This is a genomic window from Streptomyces sp. NPDC089424 (assembly GCF_044749345.1).
Classification (GTDB): domain Bacteria; phylum Actinomycetota; class Actinomycetes; order Streptomycetales; family Streptomycetaceae; genus Streptomyces.
The window spans coordinates 168,916-189,521 of record NZ_JBIVHU010000009.1 but is presented as its reverse complement, the minus strand read 5'-3'; the positions used below and the strand labels follow the sequence as shown (position 1 = coordinate 189,521).

Genomic DNA, 20,606 nt, shown 5'->3' with positions numbered 1-20,606 from the left:
GCGCGCCGGAAGACCGCCCCAAGACCTCCCCAATTGGTCTGCACCAACCTCCTGCCCTGCTCCTCCCCCGCCGCAAGCTCGGCTCATGGAGCTGGAGCTGCGCCATCTCAGGACGGTCCGGGCCATCGCCGACGCCGGGAGTCTCACCCGGGCGGCCACGGCCCTCGGGCTCGCGCAGCCCGCGTTGAGCGCACAGCTCAAGCGCATCGAGCGGGCCCTGGGAGGCGAGCTCTTCGAACGGGGCCGGCACGGAGTGCGGGCGACGGCGCTCGGTGAACTCGTCCTCGAACGCACCCGTGTCGGCGGCTCGGGTGCAACTGCGCCGCCGGTGGTACGACCTTCTTCCAGCCGATCAACCCGCTGCTCGAGAACTACGGCCTCACCCTGAGGACCACGACGGACCCGGGTGATCCGGGCGACCCCGGCGAGCCCTACCGCTGTCTGCAAGGACACCAGGCCCAGCCGGGCTGGGAGCCCCTGAACGTACCGGCGCTGTGGCAGCGCGCCTGACGAAGTGAGACGAAGTGAGCGGTGAGCGGGTCCGGGTGCACGCACGGGGCACCCGGGCCCGACGCCGTCACGCCGCCCGCTGGAAACTCCGCAGCCGTACGAACGAGGACTCCAGCCCCTTCTTCAGCGCCCGCGCCACCGGTCGCTCCACGAGACGGTGCACCAGCCAGCTCAGCACCAGGAACCCTGCGATCAGACTCGCGACCAGGAGCCGGGGATCCATCGTGCCTCGGAGGTGATGGATGAGCACTATGCCCGCGAGGTAGTGCATGAGGTACAGCGGATACGTCAGACTGCCCGCCGTCACCAGCCACTTCCAGCGGATCCGGTCGGTCCAGCCGAGGGCGATGCCCACCATCAGCAGCATGAAGACGGTGAAGATGACGACCGCCCCGCGCCAGCTGCTGACCTGTTCGTACTCGACGCGCTCCCCCAGCTCCAGCTGCCCCATCAGCCAGGACATCGCGAGGATGCCCCACAGCAGCAGGTCCTGGCCGAAGCGGTGCATGAGGTACAGGGCGAGACCCGCGATGAAGTACCAGGCGGCGCTCGGGTCGGCGACCAGCGTCAGCAGCGGGAACTTGGAGATCGGGGCCAGCATCGCCGCGGCGCCCCAGACGCAGCAGAACACGACGACCCGGCGGTACGTCAGACCCATGGCGACGACGACGAGGAACAGCAGGTAGAAGCGGAGCTCCGACCAGAGCGTCCAGTACACGGGGTCGACGTTCGGGACCTTCGAACCGGACTGCAGCATCGTCAGGTTGAACAGGATCTCCCGCAGCCGCAGCCGTTCCTGCACCCCCGGCAGCAGCACCAGCACGGCCGTCGTGAAGAGGACGGCGAACCAGTAGGCCGGGTAGAGGCGGATCACGCGGGAGACGAAGAAGTCCTTCGGCGTCCGGCCCCAGCAGGACATGCAGATGACGAAACCGCTGATCACGAAGAAGATCTCGACGCCTATCCAGCCGAAGGAGGCGACGCGGAACACGGTCGGCATCAGCTCCGACACCGGGCGGTCCCAGATGATGTTGCCGGCGCCGTTCGCCCGCCGGGTGCCGACGAAGTGGTGCAGCACGACCATCAGGGCGGCGACGAGCCGGATGCCGTCGACCACGTACAGCCGGGGCCGCTGCCGGCGGGCCCGGGCCGAGGTGTCCACCTTCGGCGCGCCCAGCGGCTGCGGCGGGCGTTCGGCCACCGCGACCGGCATAGGTATCGACAATCCGCTGCGCGCACCCTGCATCAGGAGTCCTAGCCATCCTCGGGAGAGACTCGGGGCCCGACGGCCACTGAACGACGCTTCACGCTACGTCGGTACTTTCCGCCCCACGGGGACAGAAAAGAACAATCCCCCCGTGCGCACAGGGAAGTTGCCGTAACTCTCGCCATTCCGCCGCACAGTGTTCGACCAGGTTTCACTCAGGAGCGGGACAACCTTCCGGTTGTTCGAGCGCGGCCGGGCACGGCAAAGGGGCCCGTACGACCGAAGTCGTACGGGCCCCTTCAGGCCTTTTCAGGTCAGGCGACCCTCAAGCAAGCGGACTTACTTGGTGATCTTGGTGACCTGGCCGGCGCCCACGGTCCGGCCACCCTCACGGATGGCGAACTTCAGGCCCTCTTCCATGGCGACGGGCTGGATGAGCTCCACCGTCATCTCGGTGTTGTCACCCGGCATGACCATCTCGGTGCCCTCGGGGAGGGTCACCACGCCGGTCACGTCCGTCGTACGGAAGTAGAACTGCGGACGGTAGTTGTTGAAGAAGGGGGTGTGACGACCACCCTCGTCCTTCGACAGGATGTAGGCCTGGGCCTCGAACTCGGTGTGCGGGGTGACCGAGCCCGGCTTGATGATGCACTGGCCGCGCTCGACGTCCTCGCGCTTGATGCCGCGAAGCAGCAGACCGACGTTCTCACCGGCCTGGCCCTCGTCGAGCAGCTTGCGGAACATCTCGATGCCGGTGACCGTGGTGGTGGTCTTCTCGGTCTTGATGCCGATGATGTCGACGGTCTCGTTGACCTTGAGGACACCACGCTCGATACGGCCGGTGACGACCGTACCGCGACCGGTGATCGTGAAGACGTCCTCGATCGGCATCAGGAACGGCTTGTCGACGTCACGCTCGGGCTGCGGGACGGACTCGTCGACAGCCTTCATCAGGTTGAGGACGGAGTCGACCCACTCCTTCTCGCCCTCGAGGGCCTTGAGCGCGGAGACCTTGACGACCGGCAGGTCGTCGCCCGGGAACTCGTACTCGGAGAGCAGCTCACGGACCTCGAGCTCGACGAGCTCCAGGATCTCCTCGTCGTCCACCATGTCGGCCTTGTTCAGGGCGACCACGATGTACGGCACGCCGACCTGGCGGGCCAGGAGCACGTGCTCCTTGGTCTGCGGCATCGGGCCGTCGGTGGCGGCGACCACCAGGATCGCGCCGTCCATCTGCGCGGCACCGGTGATCATGTTCTTGATGTAGTCCGCGTGACCAGGGCAGTCGACGTGGGCGTAGTGACGCGCCTCGGTCTGGTACTCGACGTGCGCGATGGAGATGGTGATACCGCGCTGACGCTCTTCCGGCGCCTTGTCGATGTTGTCGAACGGGGTGGCCTCGTTCAGGTCCGGGTACGCGTCGTGCAGCACCTTGGTAATGGCGGCCGTGAGGGTCGTCTTACCGTGGTCGATGTGACCGATGGTGCCGATGTTGACGTGCGGCTTAGTCCGCTCGAACTTCGCCTTCGCCACTGGGGTCCTCCTGTGGAGTGGTTCTGTACGCCTTACTTCATCGGCGCCAGGTGATCTTTGCTGTTAAGTCCCGGGCCCCGGGGCATTCATCCAGGATTGCGGGTGAATGCCCCGAGAGGCTCCGGAGTCAAGCCTACGGCGTATGAACGCGGTGCGTTACTCGCCCTTGGCCTTCGCGATGATCTCCTCGGCGACGTTCCGCGGAACCTCGGCGTAGGAGTCGAACTGCATCGAGTAGCTTGCGCGACCCGACGTCTTGCTGCGGAGGTCCCCGACGTAGCCGAACATCTCCGAAAGGGGCACGAGGCCCTTCACGACGCGGGCACCGGCCCGCTCCTCCATGGCCTGGATCTGACCACGGCGGGAGTTGATGTCGCCGATGACCTCACCCATGTAGTCCTCGGGCGTGGTGACCTCGACGGCCATCATCGGCTCGAGCAGCACGGGGCTGGCCTTGCGCGCGGCCTCCTTGAAGGCCTGCGAACCGGCGATCTTGAACGCGAGTTCGGAGGAGTCGACCTCGTGGTAGGCACCGTCGAGAAGCGTGACGCGGACGCCCGTCATCTCGTAGCCGGCGAGGATGCCGAACTGCATGGCCTCCTGCGCACCGGCGTCGACCGAAGGGATGTACTCCTTCGGGATGCGACCACCGGTCACCTTGTTCACGAACTCGTACGAGGCGTCGCCGCCCTCGATGGGCTCGATCGCGATCTGCACCTTGGCGAACTGACCGGTACCACCGGTCTGCTTCTTGTGGGTGTAGTCCACGCGCTCGACGGCCTTGCGGATCGTCTCGCGGTAGGCGACCTGCGGCTTGCCGACGTTGGCCTCGACCTTGAACTCACGGCGCATACGGTCGACCAGCACCTCGAGGTGCAGCTCGCCCATGCCACCGATGATGGTCTGGCCGGTCTCCTCGTCCGAGTGAACCTGGAAGGAGGGGTCCTCCTCCGCGAGACGCTGGATGGCGACACCCAGCTTCTCCTGGTCACCCTTGGACTTGGGCTCGATGGCGACCTGGATGACCGGCGCCGGGAAGTCCATGGACTCCAGGATGACCGGGTTCTTGTCGTCGCTCAGCGTCTCACCGGTGGTGGTCTGCTTGAGGCCCATGACGGCGACGATGTCGCCGGCGCCCACCGAGTCGATCTCCTCACGCTTGTTCGCGTGCATGCGGTAGATCTTGCCGATGCGCTCCTTCTTGCCCTTGACCGAGTTCAGCACCGCGGTGCCGGACTCCAGGCGACCGGAGTAGATCCGGACGAAGGTGAGCTTGCCCAGGTGCGGGTCGCTCATGATCTTGAACGCGAGCGCGGACAGCGGCTCGTCGTCCGAGGGCTTGCGCTTGACGACGACCTCGGGGTCCTTGACGTCGTGGCCCTCGATGGCCTCGACGTCGAGCGGGGTCGGCAGGTAGCGCACGACCGCGTCGAGCAGGGGCTGGACGCCCTTGTTCTTGAACGCGGTGCCACAGAACACCGGGGTGACCGTGGTGCCGTCGGACTTGCCGGACGCGATGGTGATGCGACGGATCGCGGCGTACAGCTGCTCCTCGGTGGGCTCCTCGCCCTCCAGGTACAGCTCCATGACCTCTTCGTCGTTCTCCGCGACGGCCTCGACCAGCTTGCCGCGCCACTCCTCGGCGGCCTCGGTGTGCGTGGCCGGGATGTCGACGACGTCGTACATCTCGCCCTTCGCCGCCTCGGCGGACCACACGAGCGCCTTCATGCGGACCAGGTCCACGACACCCTTGAAGTCGGCCTCGGCACCGATCGGAAGCTGCATGACGAGCGGCTGGGCGCCAAGGCGGTCCGAGATCATGTCCACGCAGCGGTGGAACTCGGCGCCGGTACGGTCCAGCTTGTTGACGAAGCAGATCCGCGGCACGCCGTAACGGTCGGCCTGACGCCACACCGTCTCGGACTGCGGCTCGACACCGGCGACACCGTCGAACACCGTCACGGCACCGTCGAGGACGCGCAGCGAACGCTCCACCTCGACGGTGAAGTCGACGTGCCCCGGGGTGTCGATGATGTTGATCGTGTAGTCGTTGTCCTCGAGCGGCCAGTGACAGGTGGTGGCAGCAGAGGTGATCGTGATGCCACGCTCCTGCTCCTGCTCCATCCAGTCCATGGTGGCAGCGCCGTCGTGGACCTCACCGATCTTGTAGCTGACGCCGGTGTAGAAGAGGATCCGCTCGGTGGTGGTCGTCTTGCCCGCGTCGATATGGGCCATGATCCCGATGTTGCGGACCTTGGCCAGGTCAAGTGAAGTGGTAGCCATAAGGCTTCAGTCTTCTCTCGGTCTCGATGGGGTCTGCGACTACCAGCGGTAGTGCGCGAAGGCCTTGTTGGACTCGGCCATCTTGTGGGTGTCCTCGCGCTTCTTCACGGCCGCACCGAGGCCGTTCGAGGCGTCGAGAAGCTCGTTGAGGAGACGCTCGGTCATGGTCTTCTCGCGACGGGCGCGGGAGTAACCGACCAGCCAGCGCAGCGCCAGGGTGTTGGCGCGGCCGGGCTTGACCTCGACCGGCACCTGGTAGGTGGCGCCACCGACACGGCGGGACTTGACCTCAAGGGTCGGCTTGATGTTCTCGAGCGCGCGCTTCAGCGTGATGACCGGGTCGTTGCCCGACTTCTCACGCAGGCCCTCCATGGCGCCGTAGACGATGCGCTCGGCGGTGGAGCGCTTGCCGTTCAGCAGCACCTTGTTGATGAGGGAGGTCACCAGAGGAGAACCGTAGACCGGGTCGATGATGACCGGGCGCTTCGGGGCGGGGCCCTTACGAGGCATTCTTACTTCTCCTTCTTGGCGCCGTAGCGGCTGCGGGCCTGCTTGCGGTTCTTGACACCCTGGGTGTCGAGCGAGCCGCGGATGATCTTGTAGCGAACACCCGGCAGGTCCTTCACACGGCCGCCGCGCACGAGCACGATGGAGTGCTCCTGCAGGTTGTGTCCCTCACCCGGAATGTAAGCGGTGACCTCGATCCCACTGGTCAGACGCACACGCGCGACCTTACGCAGGGCCGAGTTCGGCTTCTTCGGGGTGGTCGTGAACACACGCGTGCAGACGCCCCGGCGCTGAGGGGAACCCTCGAGTGCGGGCGTCTTGTTCTTCTCGACCTTGTCCTGCCGGCCCTTACGGACCAGCTGCTGGATCGTAGGCACTACTTCTCCGGTTTCTGTGTGCCGATAGGTACAGCTAACCTGGAACGTCGCCGACCCACGCGGTCGGGTGTGTCGAATCCCGCGGACCCCCACCGCGAGGCAGCAGGAAGCGCAGATTACGGTGGCCGCTCTCGGACCCCGTGCGGTTGAAGGCACGCACGGAAGCCAGGGCACACCCCAGGCACAAGGTCTGAGCGTACCTACCGCATACGCTGCGGTCAAAACAAATGCCCGTCGCCCACCGGGCGGCACTGACCACGCCAAATATCCTGTTCGGCCGAGCACGGCCGCACCCGAGCCCCTGGGGCTTGCACACATGTGCGACGCTGTGGGGATCTTATGGCAGATGTTTCGCGATCACCCGGACTGTGACGCCCCCCGCCCGGGGCCCGGTGATCGGGCCGGAGGGGGACCACAGTCATGAGCACGGCCGCCAGTTCCGAGGCGACGGATTCCCCCGTGTCCGGGGAGCCCGACGGGGCGTCCCGCACCTCACGGATGCCGCTCCCCCGGATACCGCGGGTCTCCTGGCCCCCGAGGGTCCCGGACGGGCTGCGGCCCTACGGCGCCCCCCTCCTCCTCTACGGCGCCACCAAGCTCGTCGGCACCGTCGTCTTCGCCATCCTGCTCATGGCCTCCGGCGAGTACCGGGAGAAGAACCCGCGCTTCGGCGGCGGCGCCCACTGGTGGGACGTCCTCGCCACCTGGGACGGCTGGTGGTACCTCCAGGTCGCCGAGAAGGGATACGACCCCGGGCCGCTGCGGCGGCTGGATCCCGGCGGGATGTTCACGGTCGAGCAGAACTCCGTCGCGTTCTTCCCCCTCTACCCCGGACTGATCCGCGGCACCTCCGAAGTGACCGGGCTCGGGCTGTACGGCTCCGGGATCCTCGTCTCGGTGATCGCCTCATTCGTCGCGGCCGCCGGGATCTACGCCGTGATCTCGCTGCTCGCGGGAGCCCGGGCGGGCACCATCGCCGCGGGTCTGTGGGCGGTGGCGCCCGGCTCGGGCGTCGAGTGGGCGGTGTACTCCGAGTCCGTGTTCGTGGCGATCGCCGCCTGGTGCTGCTACTGCGTGATGAAGGGCCGCTGGGTCGCCGCCGGGCTGCTCGCCTTCGTGGCCGGCCTGAACCGCCCCACCTCCGCCGCGCTCATCGGCGCCGTGGGGCTCGCCGCGCTGGTGACGCTGGCCCGCCGGGAGGGACGGCGCAAGCACGGTGTGGCGGGGCCCGTGTACGCCATGTGCGCCGCGCCGCTCGGCCTGCTCACCTACGTCGTCTGGGTCGGGCTCAGCATGGGCGAGCTGACGGCGTACTTCACGCTCCAGCGCGACGGCTGGCTGCACTTCTTCGACTTCGGCGCGTACACCCTGGACGTACTGGGCAACACGGCGATCGGGAAGCACGACTACATCTTCGCCTTCTCCGTGCCGGACCTCCTCGCGTTCCAACTCGTCCTGGCGCTGCCCTTCCTGATCGTGCTGATGCTGCGCAAGCGGCCGCCGCTGGTCCTCGTCGCGTACACGCTCGCCAGCGTCGTCAGTGTCCTGGGGACCCAGCAGATCTTCGGCAACACCTCGCGCTATCTGCTGCCCTGCTTCCCCCTTCTGCTCGCCCCCGCCGCCGCCATGAGCCGGCTCTCCTGGCCGGTGCTGACGGTCTTCTTCGCGACCGCGGCCCCGGCGTCGGGCTGGTACGCGCACTTCGTGCTGTTCGAACTGGGCATCCCGTAGGCGTCGCACGATCAGGACATATGTCCGGGCGGCTGTTCACCCGGTATCCCCTCGGCGCGATCACCCGACGGCTAGGCTGCGCTGCCGACCGCGCCCGGGGAGGGGCGCGGACCCGTGTTCCGGAGGGGGAAAACCGTGTTCGTGCTGTCCATCCTGCTGCTCATAGCGGCGATCGTCGCCTTCTTCATCGGCCGTGCCCGTGCCGAGGGAGGCTGGAAGCTGGGAGCGGCGCTGAGCGCCGTGGCGGGCCTGCTGGCCGGCGTCTTCGCCTGCGTCCATGTCGTGACCGCCTACGAGGTCGGTGTGCCGGTGACCTTCGGAAAGATCGGCAAGCCGCTGACCTCCGGCATCCACTTCAAGTCACCGTTCACCGACGTGACGGCCTTCTCGACCCGTCCGGTCGACCTCAACCTCTACGACAAGGACGTGGTCGAGGTCCGCTCCTCCCAGGGCGGCGTGCTCTACGCGGACGTCACGATCAAGTGGGCCGTGGTGCCGGCGAAGTCGGTCGAGCTGTACCGGCTGGCGGGCAGTGAGGAAGCGGTCCAGGAGCGGCTGGTGCTGCCGGACAGCCGCGAGATCATCCGCAACGTCTTCGCACAGCACACCAGCGAGGAGGGGTACGCCTCCGCCCGCGAGCAGATCAGCGCGGAGATCGCCGCCCTGGTCAAGGAGCGCCTGGCACCGCGCGGCATCGACGTCACGGCCGTCAACCTGCGCAACGTGAAGCCCTCCGAGAAGCTCCAGGAGCAGATCGACAAGAAGATCCAGCAGGAGCAGGACACCCAGCGGGCCACCGAGGCGGCGCGGACGGCCAAGGCCGAGGCCGAGCGCAAGCGGATCGAGGCGGAGGGCATCGCCCGCGCCAACAAGATCATCGACCGCTCGCTCAGCGACAAGGTGCTCTACAACCAGTGCCTGGAGGCCTTCAAGGAGGCCTCCCGGGCCAACCCGGTCTACGCGGTGCCGTGCGGCACGGGCGCCGACGGCACCCCGGTCATCGTGGACGGCACCAAGAACTAGCCGAGCGAACGCCCGAGGGGCGGCCCCGAACGGGACCGCCCCTCGACTCATGCGACTCGCTTACTGGTTGTACGGACCGTAGTCGTAGTCCTCCAGCGGCACGGCCTGGCCGGAGCCCGTGCCGAACGGCGAGTAGTCGATGTCGTCGTAGCCGACGGCCGAGTACATCGCGGCCTTGGCCTCCTCGGTCGGCTCCACCCGGATGTTGCGGTAGCGGGACAGACCCGTACCGGCCGGGATGAGCTTACCGATGATGACGTTCTCCTTGAGGCCGATCAGGGAGTCGGACTTGGCGTTGATCGCCGCGTCCGTCAGGACCCTGGTCGTCTCCTGGAAGGACGCCGCCGACAGCCACGACTCGGTCGCCAGCGAGGCCTTGGTGATACCCATCAGCTGCGGACGACCGGAGGCCGGGTGACCGCCCTCCTGGACCACACGACGGTTCTCGGTCTCGAACTTCGAGCGCTCGACCAGCTCGCCGGGCAGCAGCTCGGCGTCGCCGGACTCGATGATCGTCACACGGCGGAGCATCTGCCGGATGATGATCTCGATGTGCTTGTCGTGGATCGACACACCCTGCGAGTTGTAGACCTTCTGGACCTCGCCGACCAGGTGGACCTGGACGGCACGCTGACCCAGGATGCGCAGCACGTCGTGCGGGTTGGTGGCACCCACGGTGAGCTTCTGGCCCACCTCGACGTGCTCGCCCTCGCCGACCAGGAGCCGGGCACGCTTCGAGATCGGGAACGCCGTCTCGTCGCTGCCGTCGTCCGGGGTGATGACGAGCTTCTTGGTCTTCTCGGTCTCCTCGATCCGCACGCGGCCGGAGGCCTCGGAGATCGGGGCGACACCCTTCGGGGTACGGGCCTCGAAGAGCTCGACGACACGCGGCAGACCCTGGGTGATGTCGTCACCGGCCACACCACCGGTGTGGAAGGTACGCATCGTCAGCTGGGTACCGGGCTCACCGATGGACTGGGCGGCGATGATGCCGACCGCCTCACCGATGTCGACCAGCTTGCCGGTGGCCAGCGAGCGGCCGTAGCACATGGCGCAGGTGCCGACGGCGGACTCGCAGGTCAGGACCGAGCGGGTCTTGACCTCGGAGACACCGTGCCGGATCAGCTCGTCGATGAGCACGTCGCCCAGGTCGGTGCCGGCCGGGGCCAGCACCTTGCCGTCCACGACGATGTCCTCGGCGAGGCAGCGCGCGTACACCGACGTCTCGACGTCCTCCGCCTTGAGCAGCGCGCCGTCGCCGCCACGCTCGGCGATCGACAGCCGCAGACCACGGTCGGTGCCGCAGTCCTCCTCGCGGATGATGACGTCCTGCGAGACGTCGACCAGACGACGGGTGAGGTAACCCGAGTCGGCGGTACGCAGAGCGGTGTCCGCCAGACCCTTACGGGCACCGTGCGTGGAGATGAAGTACTCCAGCACGGACAGACCCTCACGGAACGAGGCCTTGATCGGACGCGGGATCGTCTCGTTCTTGGCGTTCGACACGAGACCACGCATACCGGCGATCTGACGCATCTGCATCATGTTGCCTCGTGCACCCGAGTTCACCATCATGAAGATCGGGTTGGTCTTCGGGAAGTTCTCGTTCATCGCCTCGGCGACCTCGTTGGTCGCCTTGGTCCAGATCGCGATGAGCTCCTGCGTGCGCTCGTCCTTGGTGATCAGACCGCGCTCGTACTGCTTCTGGACCTTCTCGTCCTGCGCCTCGTAGCCCTTGACGATCTCCTTCTTCGCCTCGGGAACGACGACGTCGGAGATGGCCACGGTGACACCGGAACGGGTGGCCCAGAAGAAGCCGGCCGCCTTCAGGTTGTCGAGCGTCGCCGCCACGATGACCTTCGGGTAGCGCTCGGCCAGGTCGTTGACGATCTGGGAGAGCTGCTTCTTGCCGACCTCGTAGTCGACGAACGGGTAGTCCTCGGGCAGCAGCTCGTTGAAGAGCGCACGGCCCAGCGTGGTCTTCAGCGTGAAGCTGTCACCCTGCTGCCACTCCGGCTCACCCTCCTCGCGGACCGGCGGCACCCAGCCACGCGGCGGGATGGTGCCCACCGGGAAGCGGATGTCGACGGGCGCCTGCAGCGACAGCTCGCCGGCGTCGAACGCCATGATCGCCTCGGCGACCGAGGAGAACGGACGGTCGGTGCCCTTGATGTCGCGGCCCTCGGCGTCCGTGGTGAGGAAGTACAGACCCAGCACCATGTCCTGGGTCGGCATCGTCACCGGACGGCCGTCGGCGGGCTTGAGGATGTTGTTCGAGGACAGCATCAGGATGCGGGCCTCGGCCTGCGCCTCCGCGGACAGCGGCAGGTGCACGGCCATCTGGTCACCGTCGAAGTCCGCGTTGAACGCGGTGCAGACGAGCGGGTGGATCTGGATGGCCTTGCCCTCGACCAGCTGCGGTTCGAAGGCCTGGATGCCGAGGCGGTGCAGGGTGGGCGCACGGTTCAGCAGCACCGGGTGCTCGGCGATGACCTCTTCGAGGACGTCGTACACCACGGTGCGGCCGCGCTCGACCATGCGCTTGGCGCTCTTGATGTTCTGCGCGTGGTTCAGGTCGACCAGGCGCTTCATCACGAACGGCTTGAACAGCTCCAGCGCCATCGCCTTCGGCAGACCGCACTGGTGCAGCTTCAGCTGCGGACCGACGACGATCACGGAACGCGCGGAGTAGTCCACACGCTTGCCGAGCAGGTTCTGACGGAAACGACCCTGCTTGCCCTTCAGCATGTCGCTGAGGGACTTCAGCGGGCGGTTGCCGGGACCGGTGACCGGGCGGCCGCGACGGCCGTTGTCGAACAGCGCGTCGACGGCCTCCTGGAGCATGCGCTTCTCGTTGTTCACGATGATCTCGGGCGCGCCGAGGTCGAGAAGCCGCTTCAGCCGGTTGTTCCGGTTGATCACACGGCGGTACAGGTCGTTCAGGTCGGAGGTCGCGAAGCGGCCACCGTCCAGCTGCACCATCGGACGCAGGTCCGGCGGGATGACCGGCACGCAGTCGAGCACCATGCCCTTGGGGCTGTTGCTGGTCTGCAGGAACGCGGAGACGACCTTCAGGCGCTTGAGCGCGCGGGTCTTCTTCTGGCCCTTGCCGGTGCGGATGATCTCGCGGAGACGCTCGGCCTCCTCGTCGAGGTCGAAGGACTCCAGGCGCTTCTGCAGCGCCGCGGCACCCATCGAGCCGTCGAAGTACGTGCCGAAGCGGTCACGCAGCTCGCGGTAGAGCAGCTCGTCGCCCTCCAGGTCCTGGACCTTGAGGTTCTTGAACCGGTTCCACACCTCGTCGAGACGGTCGATCTCGCGCTGCGCGCGGTCGCGCAGCTGCTTCATCTCACGCTCGGCACCCTCGCGCACCTTGCGGCGCACGTCGGACTTGGCGCCCTCGGCCTCCAGCTCGGCCAGGTCGGTCTCGAGCTTCTTGGCGCGGGCCTCCAGGTCGGCGTCGCGGCGCTGCTCGATCTGCTGACGCTCGACGGAGACGTGGGCCTCCAGCGAGGGCAGGTCGCGCGTACGGCGCTCCTCGTCCACGTACGTGATCATGTACGCGGCGAAGTAGATGACCTTCTCCAGGTCCTTCGGGGCGAGGTCGAGCAGGTAGCCCAGCCGCGACGGAACGCCCTTGAAGTACCAGATGTGCGTGACGGGAGCGGCCAGCTCGATGTGGCCCATCCGCTCACGGCGCACCTTGGCGCGCGTGACCTCGACGCCACAGCGCTCACAGATGATGCCCTTGAAGCGAACGCGCTTGTACTTGCCGCAGTAGCACTCCCAGTCCCGGGTCGGACCGAAGATCTTCTCGCAGAAGAGTCCGTCCTTCTCGGGCTTGAGGGTGCGGTAGTTGATGGTCTCGGGCTTCTTGACCTCGCCGTGGCTCCACTGACGGATGTCGTCAGCGGTGGCCAGGCCGATCCGGAGCTCGTCGAAGAAGTTGACGTCGAGCACTATGCGTCAATCCCTCTCAGGGTCGTAAGTCATGGGGTCTGAAACGGGGTCCCGGGGTCGGCGGGCCTTCTGTGGGTGTTCAGAGGGCCCGCCGGACTCCGTCAGACCTCTTCGACGCTGCTCGGCTCGCGCCGGGACAGGTCGATGCCGAGCTCCTCCGCTGCGCGGAAGACGTCCTCGTCGGTGTCACGCATCTCGATGGACATGCCGTCGCTGGACAGCACCTCCACGTTGAGGCACAGGGACTGCATCTCCTTGATGAGCACCTTGAAGGACTCGGGGATGCCGGGCTCAGGGATGTTCTCGCCCTTGACGATGGCCTCGTAGACCTTCACGCGGCCGGTGACGTCGTCGGACTTGATGGTCAGCAGCTCCTGGAGGGCGTACGCGGCGCCGTAAGCCTCCAGCGCCCACACCTCCATCTCGCCGAACCGCTGGCCACCGAACTGGGCCTTACCACCCAGCGGCTGCTGGGTGATCATCGAGTACGGACCGGTCGAACGGGCGTGCAGCTTGTCGTCGACCAGGTGGTGGAGCTTGAGGATGTACATGTAGCCGACCGAGATCGGCTCCGGGAACGGCTCACCCGAGCGGCCGTCGAACAGCGGTGCCTTGCCGCTCGGGAGCACCATGCGCTCGCCGTCGCGGTTCGGGATCGTGTGCTCCAGCAGACCGGCGAGCTCGTCCTCACGCGCACCGTCGAAGACCGGGGTGGCGACGTTGGTGCCGGGCTCGACGCTGTCGGCGCCGATCGCCTGCAGACGCTCGGCCCACTCGTCGGCGAGACCGGAGACGTCCCAGCCACGGCTGGCGAGCCAGCCCAGGTGGATCTCCAGAACCTGTCCCGGGTTCATTCGGGACGGCACACCGAGCGGGTTGAGGATGATGTCGACCGGGGTTCCGTCCTCGAGGAACGGCATGTCCTCGATCGGGAGGATCTTCGAGATGACGCCCTTGTTGCCGTGGCGGCCGGCGAGCTTGTCACCGTCGGTGATCTTGCGCTTCTGCGCCACGTACACGCGCACCAGCTGGTTCACACCGGGGGGAAGCTCGTCGCCCTCCTCGCGGTCGAAGACGCGGACGCCGATGACCTTGCCGATCTCGCCGTGCGGGACCTTCAGCGAGGTGTCACGGACCTCACGGGCCTTCTCACCGAAGATCGCGCGCAGCAGGCGCTCCTCCGGCGTCAGCTCGGTCTCACCCTTGGGCGTGACCTTGCCGACGAGGATGTCGCCTGCGACGACCTCGGCACCGATACGGATGATTCCGCGCTCGTCGAGGTCGGCGAGGACCTCCTCGGAGACGTTCGGGATGTCCCGGGTGATCTCCTCGGGGCCGAGCTTGGTGTCACGGGCGTCGACCTCGTGCTCCTCGATGTGGATCGAGGAGAGGACGTCGTCCTGCACGAGGCGCTGCGACAGGATGATCGCGTCCTCGTAGTTGTGACCCTCCCACGGCATGAACGCCACGAGCAGGTTCTTGCCCAGGGCCATCTCGCCGTTCTCGGTGGCCGGACCGTCGGCGAGCACCTGGCCCGTGACGATGCGGTCGCCCTCGTTGACGATGACCTTCTGGTTGACCGAGGTGCCCTGGTTGGACCGGGAGAACTTGGCCAGGCGGTACGTGATGTACGTGCCGTCGTCGTTGGCGGTGGTGATGTAGTCCGCGGAGACCTCCTGGACCACACCGTCCTTCTCGGCCTTGACCACGTCGCCGGCGTCGACGGCGGAGCGGTACTCCATGCCGGTGCCGACGAGCGGGGACTCCGCCTGGATCAGCGGAACGGCCTGACGCATCATGTTCGCGCCCATGAGGGCACGGTTGGCGTCGTCGTGCTCCAGGAAGGGGATCATGGCGGTCGCGACCGACACCATCTGGCGCGGCGAGACGTCCATGTAGTCCACGTCGTCACCGGCGACGTAGTCGACCTCGCCGCCACGGCGGCGGACCAGCACGCGGTTCTCGACGAACCGCATGTCGTCGTTGAGCGTGGCGTTGGCCTGCGCGATGACGAAGCGGTCCTCCTCGTCGGCCGTTAGGTAGTCGACGTCGTCGGAAACCCGGCCCTCGACGACCTTGCGGTACGGCGTCTCGACGAAACCGAACGCGTTGACCCGGCCGTACGAGGCGAGCGAGCCGATCAGGCCGATGTTCGGGCCTTCGGGCGTCTCGATCGGGCACATGCGGCCGTAGTGCGAGGGGTGGACGTCACGGACCTCGAAGCCGGCCCGCTCACGGGACAGACCACCCGGGCCGAGGGCGTTGAGACGACGCTTGTGCGTCAGGCCCGACAGCGGGTTGTTCTGGTCCATGAACTGCGACAGCTGGCTGGTGCCGAAGAACTCCTTGATGGAGGCGACGACCGGCCGGATGTTGATCAGGGTCTGCGGCGTGATCGCCTCGACGTCCTGGGTGGTCATGCGCTCGCGCACGACGCGCTCCATACGGGCGAGACCCGTACGGACCTGGTTCTGGATCAGCTCGCCGACGCTGCGGATACGACGGTTGCCGAAGTGGTCGATGTCGTCGGTCTCGACGATGATCGAGCGGCCCGACTCGCCGACGGTCTCGGTCTCACCGGCGTGCAGCTTCACCAGGTACTTGATCGTCGCGATGATGTCCTCGACGGTCAGGACGCCGGCGTCGAGCTGCGTGTCCGTACCCAGCTTCTTGTTGACCTTGTAGCGGCCGACCTTGGCGAGGTCGTAGCGCTTGGGGTTGAAGTACAGGTTCTCCAGCAGCGTCTGCGCGGCCTCGCGGGTGGGGGGCTCGCCCGGACGCAGCTTGCGGTAGATGTCGAGCAGCGCGTCGTCCTGGCCCTGGGTGTGGTCCTTCTCCAGGGTGGCGCGCATCGACTCGTACTCGCCGAACTCCTCGAGGATCTGCTCGGTGGTCCAGCCGAGCGCCTTCAGGAGGACGGTGACGGACTGCTTGCGCTTGCGGTCGATACGGACACCGACCATGTCGCGCTTGTCGATCTCCATCTCCAGCCAGGCACCCCGGGACGGGATGATCTTGGCGGAGAAGATGTCCTTGTCGGACGTCTTGTCGATGGAGGAGTCGAAGTAGACACCCGGCGAACGGACCAGCTGGGACACCACGACACGCTCGGTGCCGTTGATGACGAAGGTGCCCTTGTTCGTCATGAGCGGGAAGTCGCCCATGAAGACCGTCTGGGACTTGATCTCGCCGGTCTCGTTGTTGGTGAACTCGGCGGTGACGAAGAGCGGAGCCGCGTAGGTGAAGTCACGCTCCTTGCACTCGTCGATCGAGTTCTTCGGCGGCTCGAAGCGGTGGTCGCGGAACGTCAGCGACATCGACCCGCTGAAGTCCTCGATCGGGGAGATCTCCTCGAAGATCTCCTCGAGCCCGGACTTGGTGGGGACGTCCTGACCGTTCTCCAGAGCCTCCTCGACCCGACTCTGCCAGGCCGTGTTGCCGAGCAGCCAGTCGAAGCTCTCGGTCTGCAGCGCGAGCAGGTTCGGAACCTCGAGAGGCTCCTTGATCTTTGCAAAAGAGATGCGCAGCGGGGCAGTGCTGGCGCCGTTGTTCGTATTCGCGGTCGAGGCGTTGCGCGAGGCGGCCAAGAGGGGGTCCTTCCGAGGGCTCGGACTCACTACGCGCGTACCGGCCCCTCACCGATGCACAGAGACAGATAGTCCCAGGTCAGGGACGGTCCGATCGTCGGTGCTCAAGCGAGGGCATGCCCCTGGTGACGGGCAGGGGACAGCTAACAGGCAGCGCAAAGGGTCAGTGTAGCCACTTGGCACACTGATGTCCAGTGCGGGTTCTCGAAGACCCTCGATGCCCTCGTTGTACTCAACCCCTGCGACAAGGCCACGCCCTCAACGCCACGGTGATACTGCCCTCTTCGCCGTCGATCCATGCCTCGGATTCGGATCCTTGTGACGACGCGTCCTGAGAATTGCGCGCTGCGTGCGGTTCGTCAAGGCCCCCATGCCCAAGCGGGGGTGCTGCGCTCGTCACGTGCAGCCCGCCACCAGGGGCGCCGAGAGGCACGACGAAGATCACCTTACCCCTCGCATCCACGGGTGCAAGGCAGCCGCCGCCGGGCCCTCGGAACGCCGAAGAGCGACCACCCGGATGGATGATCGCTCTTCGGTGCGTTCGCGTTACAGCCCCAGGGGGCCGGTTCACGGCCTACGGGCCGTGGTGCGCGCGCGAGGGTCCGTGCGGGACCCGAGAGGTCTTACTTGACCTCGACGGAGGCGCCGGCGCCCTTGAGGGCCTCGGCGGCCTTCTCCGCGGCGTCCTTGGCGACCTTCTCGAGAACCGGCTTCGGGGCGCCGTCCACGAGGTCCTTGGCCTCCTTCAGACCCAGGGAGGTGAGCTCACGCACGACCTTGATGACCTGGATCTTCTTGTCACCGGCGCCGGTGAGGACGACGTCGAACTCGTCCTTCTCCTCGACGGCCTCGGCGGCAGCGCCGCCGGCGGCACCGCCGGCCATCATGACCGGGGCGGCCGCGGCGGCGGTGACGTCGAACTTCTCCTCGAACGCCTTCACGAACTCGGAGAGCTCGATGAGGGTCATCTCCTCGAACTGCGCGAGCAGGTCTTCCTGAGACAGCTTCGCCATGATGGCGGTCCTTCCACTAATTCGGCTGGTGCCGGATGTACATGTCTGGCGGGCGTACGTCTGGCCCGCTGTGACCGTCGCGTTCAGGCCGCGGCGGTCAATGTGCGAGCCGAGTTACTCGGCACCGCCCTGCTCGGCCTGCTTGGCGCGCAGCGCGTCCACGGTGCGGACGAGCTTCGACGGCAGTGCCTGGAAGACGGAGGCAGCCTGGGACTGCTTCCCCTTGAAGGCACCGGCCAGCTTGCTGAGCAGAACCTCGCGGGACTCGAGGTCCGCAAGCTTCTTGATCTCATCGGCGGACAACGCCTTGCCGTCAAGGACACCGCCCTTGATGATGAGGTTCGGGTTGTCCTTGGCGAAGTCACGAAGACCCTTCGCCGACTCCACCGGGTCACCGGTGACGAAGGCGACGGCCGTCGGACCAGCGAAGAGCTGGTCGTCGAGCGTGATCCCGGCCTCGTTGGCCGCAATCTTGGTCAGCGTGTTCTTCACCACGGCGTACTGGGCGTTCTCACCGAGCGAACGACGCAGCGTCTTGAGCTGCGCCACGGTGAGACCGCGGTACTCGGTCAGCACGGCGGCGTTGGAGCTGCGGAACTTGTCCGTCAGCTCGGCAACCGCGGCAGCCTTGTCGGGCCTCGCCATAGAGCCTCGGCCTCCTTCCGGGTGATTCGGACCGCGCGGACCCGAAGGAGGACTGGGAAAAACGAAACGCCCCGGCGCAGGCGCACGGGGCGGACTCGACCGGCCGCGCATACGCTGGCGTACGCACTCCGGGAGCACTTCCACAGTCACCTGCGCGGGTCGTCCGCTGTTCAGCGGATCCTTCGGCCACCGCGCCCTCGTACGAGCGCACGGCAACGACCAGCGGTCTTTGGCTTCTGGGGAAGCGTACGGGACCGGATCGCTGTCAAGCAAATCCGGTCCCGGAGCAGCTAGAACTCGGACCCGGTCTCCAGGCCCTCCAGCCCACTCAGATCCATCTCCGGGGCGTCCTCGCCGAAGGCGCCCTCACCGCTCGCGGCCTCGCCCAGCCCCTTGAGCATCTCGAACAGGTCGAAGGTCTCCGCGGCCGGCGGCACCTCCACCTCGGCCTTGGCGCCGTAGTCGGAGAGCTTCATGCTCATGTCGACGTCCCCGGCCGACGACGTCATGGTGACGTCCATCCGGACCGGCAGGTCGTCCTCGTTGACCCAGACCTCGGTGTCGTAGCCCTTGATGCCGGACTTCTCGACGTTCTCCAGGAGCTTCTTGCGGTCCCCCGGCTCCAGGAAGTCCAGGCTCTTGTTGCTCTCCATCATCTCCTTGACGGTGAGCGTGCCCTTGTAGTGCTCGGCGTCCACGCCGTCGACCTTCTCGCTGCCGACGTGCTTCAGGTTGGGCGACTCCAGGAGCAGGGCGAGCTGCTCGGCCGGGCTCTGGTTCATGTTGTCCAGGCCGGAGGTCATCTGGCGGGTCAGGGCCGGGTCCCCGGCGGCCTCGGCGGCGGCCTTGAGGTCCAGCTTCATCCAGCTCTTGCCGTCCATCTCCAGGGCGGCCGAGTCACCCATGTCCATGTACATGACCTCGTCCCGCCAGACCATGCGGACCGCTTCGGGCATGTCCGGCTCGGCGCCGAGCATGGAGCCCTTCATGGTCACGTCCATGACGGTCGGGTCCCAGCCCATCACTCCGGACATGGTCATGTCGCCGCCGCCGTCCATGCCCGCGGGCATCGACATGGTCATCTCGACCTTGGCGGACTTGGCCTCGGCGGTCTTCTCGTAGGCCACCGTCAGGACCTGCTGGACGCTCCGCGAGCCGGACGCCCCGTCCCCCTTGCCGGCCCCACAGCCGACGGCTCCGCCGGCCAGCGTCAGGGCCGCCAGCGCGGCGATCCCCGCCCTGTTCCTCGTGCGCGCGGAAAGCTTCATCGATTCCCCCCACGGGAAGTCTGTGCACACCCTGGATCACATGTATGAACCACGTGTCTCTGATTGAGCTGTGAGCCTATCCCAGGGGTCCGACAGGGCCCCTGGGATTTACCGGTGCCCCGACGGCGCGGTGACAGTCCCGGTCGCCGCCGCGGACACGCGAACGGGCCCCGCACCTCGAAGGTGCGGGGCCCGTGACCGACTTCAGCGAGCCTTGAGGGCTCAGACCGCGGCCGGGTCCTCCTCGACGAGGAGGTTGCGGGTGCGGTTCGGGTCGACCGGAATGCCGGGGCCCATCGTGGTGGTGATGGCGGCCTTCTTGATGTAGCGACCCTTGGCGGCGGACGGCTTCAGACGGAGGATCTCCTCCAGGGCCGCGCCGTAGTTCTCCACCAGCTGCGTGTCGTCGAAGGACGACTTGCCGATGATGAAGTGCAGGTTCGAGTGCTTGTCGACACGGAACTCGATCTTGCCGCCCTTGATCTCGGTCACGGCCTTGGCCACGTCCGGGGTCACGGTGCCGGTCTTCGGGTTCGGCATCAGACCACGCGGGCCGAGGACACGGCCGAGGCGGCCGACCTTGCCCATGAGGTCCGGGGTGGCGACGACGGCGTCGAAGTCCAGACGCCCCTTCGACACCTCGTCGATCAGCTCGTCGGCGCCGACGATGTCGGCGCCCGCGGCACGCGCGGCCTCGGCACGGTCGCCGGTCGCGAAGACCAGGACCCGGGCGGTCTTACCGGTGCCGTGCGGAAGGTTCACGGTGCCACGGACCATCTGGTCGGCCTTGCGCGGGTCGACACCCAGACGGAAGGCGACCTCGACGGTGCCGTCGAACTTGGTCGTGGAGGTCTCCTTGGCGAGACGGACGGCCTCGAGCGGGGCGTAGAGCTTGTCCCGGTCGATCTTGGCGTCCGCAGCGCGGAGAGACTTGCTGCGCTTGCTCACTACTGCTCCTGGGA

13 protein-coding genes and 2 pseudogenes are annotated in these 20,606 nt (G+C 66.9%); 4 read left to right on the top strand and 11 right to left on the bottom strand.

Annotated features, from left to right (window positions below):
• Window positions 1–85 precede the first annotated feature (85 nt).
• Together ACIP2X_RS31865 and ACIP2X_RS31860 are read left to right on the top strand one after the other, a co-directional pair.
• Window positions 86–301 (top strand): annotated as a pseudogene (locus tag ACIP2X_RS31865) (LysR family transcriptional regulator); the annotation flags it as partial.
• A 14-nt stretch (window positions 302–315) separates the two neighbouring features.
• A pseudogene (locus ACIP2X_RS31860) lies at window positions 316–510 on the top strand (carbohydrate-binding protein); the annotation flags it as partial.
• Between the two features lie 67 nt (window positions 511–577).
• On the opposite strand, the gene ACIP2X_RS31855 reads toward ACIP2X_RS31860, so the two are convergent.
• From ACIP2X_RS31855 to rpsL, 5 genes are all read right to left on the bottom strand, one after another.
• On the bottom strand, window positions 578–1,756 hold the full coding sequence (locus ACIP2X_RS31855; RefSeq protein WP_401679738.1) for an acyltransferase family protein: 1,179 nt from the start codon (window positions 1,754–1,756) through the stop codon (window positions 578–580).
• Window positions 1,757–2,056: 300 nt separating this feature from the next.
• Entirely contained in the window at window positions 2,057–3,250 is a 1,194-nt protein-coding gene (gene tuf / locus ACIP2X_RS31850; protein WP_401679735.1) for an elongation factor Tu, read from the bottom strand.
• Between the two features lie 156 nt (window positions 3,251–3,406).
• Complete coding sequence (gene fusA / locus ACIP2X_RS31845) at window positions 3,407–5,533, bottom strand: elongation factor G (RefSeq protein ID WP_401679733.1); 2,127 nt, start codon at window positions 5,531–5,533, stop codon at window positions 3,407–3,409.
• A 39-nt stretch (window positions 5,534–5,572) separates the two neighbouring features.
• Window positions 5,573–6,043, bottom strand: a complete 471-nt coding sequence (rpsG, locus tag ACIP2X_RS31840) for a 30S ribosomal protein S7 (RefSeq protein WP_053759523.1) — start codon at window positions 6,041–6,043, stop codon at window positions 5,573–5,575.
• A 2-nt stretch (window positions 6,044–6,045) separates the two neighbouring features.
• The gene (gene rpsL, locus ACIP2X_RS31835) at window positions 6,046–6,417 is read right to left on the bottom strand and encodes a 30S ribosomal protein S12 (protein WP_003948652.1); all 372 of its coding nucleotides are present in this window, start codon (window positions 6,415–6,417) and stop codon (window positions 6,046–6,048) included.
• Between the two features lie 420 nt (window positions 6,418–6,837).
• Between rpsL and ACIP2X_RS31830 the strand changes: the two genes are divergently transcribed.
• Window positions 6,838–8,148, top strand: coding sequence for a hypothetical protein (locus ACIP2X_RS31830; RefSeq protein WP_401679729.1), 1,311 nt, complete (start codon window positions 6,838–6,840; stop codon window positions 8,146–8,148).
• Window positions 8,149–8,283: 135 nt separating this feature from the next.
• Entirely contained in the window at window positions 8,284–9,171 is an 888-nt protein-coding gene (locus ACIP2X_RS31825; RefSeq protein ID WP_401679726.1) for a prohibitin family protein, read from the top strand.
• A 60-nt stretch (window positions 9,172–9,231) separates the two neighbouring features.
• Here the strand turns inward: ACIP2X_RS31825 and ACIP2X_RS31820 are convergent, their stop codons facing one another.
• From ACIP2X_RS31820 to rplA, 6 genes are all read right to left on the bottom strand, one after another.
• Entirely contained in the window at window positions 9,232–13,131 is a 3,900-nt protein-coding gene (locus ACIP2X_RS31820; protein ID WP_401679723.1) for a DNA-directed RNA polymerase subunit beta', read from the bottom strand.
• 101 nt (window positions 13,132–13,232) lie between these two features.
• Window positions 13,233–16,718 carry a DNA-directed RNA polymerase subunit beta gene (gene rpoB, locus ACIP2X_RS31815; RefSeq protein ID WP_401679720.1) on the bottom strand — a complete coding sequence of 1,162 codons (3,486 nt, stop codon included), beginning with the start codon at window positions 16,716–16,718 and terminating at the stop codon, window positions 13,233–13,235.
• Between the two features lie 623 nt (window positions 16,719–17,341).
• Window positions 17,342–17,731 carry a 50S ribosomal protein L7/L12 gene (rplL, locus tag ACIP2X_RS31810; RefSeq protein WP_401679717.1) on the bottom strand — a complete coding sequence of 130 codons (390 nt, stop codon included), beginning with the start codon at window positions 17,729–17,731 and terminating at the stop codon, window positions 17,342–17,344.
• Between the two features lie 114 nt (window positions 17,732–17,845).
• On the bottom strand, window positions 17,846–18,376 hold the full coding sequence (gene rplJ, locus ACIP2X_RS31805) for a 50S ribosomal protein L10 (protein ID WP_381276453.1): 531 nt from the start codon (window positions 18,374–18,376) through the stop codon (window positions 17,846–17,848).
• A gap of 290 nt (window positions 18,377–18,666) precedes the next feature.
• Window positions 18,667–19,644 (bottom strand): hypothetical protein, encoded by a 978-nt coding sequence (locus ACIP2X_RS31800; protein ID WP_401679714.1) that lies wholly within the window; start codon window positions 19,642–19,644, stop codon window positions 18,667–18,669.
• Between the two features lie 222 nt (window positions 19,645–19,866).
• Entirely contained in the window at window positions 19,867–20,592 is a 726-nt protein-coding gene (gene rplA, locus ACIP2X_RS31795; RefSeq protein ID WP_399895389.1) for a 50S ribosomal protein L1, read from the bottom strand.
• Window positions 20,593–20,606 lie beyond the last annotated feature (14 nt).

Bases quoted from the DNA above. Each gene is read 5' to 3' on its own strand.
- ACIP2X_RS31855 (WP_401679738.1), bottom strand. From the start codon at position 1,756: ATGCAGGGTGCGCGCAGCGGATTGTCGATACCTATGCCGGTCGCGGTG.
- fusA (WP_401679733.1), bottom strand. From the start codon at position 5,533: ATGGCTACCACTTCACTTGACCTGGCCAAGGTCCGCAACATCGGGATC.
- rpsG (WP_053759523.1), bottom strand. From the start codon at position 6,043: ATGCCTCGTAAGGGCCCCGCCCCGAAGCGCCCGGTCATCATCGACCCG.
- ACIP2X_RS31830 (WP_401679729.1), top strand. From the start codon at position 6,838: ATGAGCACGGCCGCCAGTTCCGAGGCGACGGATTCCCCCGTGTCCGGG.
- rplL (WP_401679717.1), bottom strand. From the start codon at position 17,731: ATGGCGAAGCTGTCTCAGGAAGACCTGCTCGCGCAGTTCGAGGAGATG.
- rplJ (WP_381276453.1), bottom strand. From the start codon at position 18,376: ATGGCGAGGCCCGACAAGGCTGCCGCGGTTGCCGAGCTGACGGACAAG.
- ACIP2X_RS31800 (WP_401679714.1), bottom strand. From the start codon at position 19,644: ATGAAGCTTTCCGCGCGCACGAGGAACAGGGCGGGGATCGCCGCGCTG.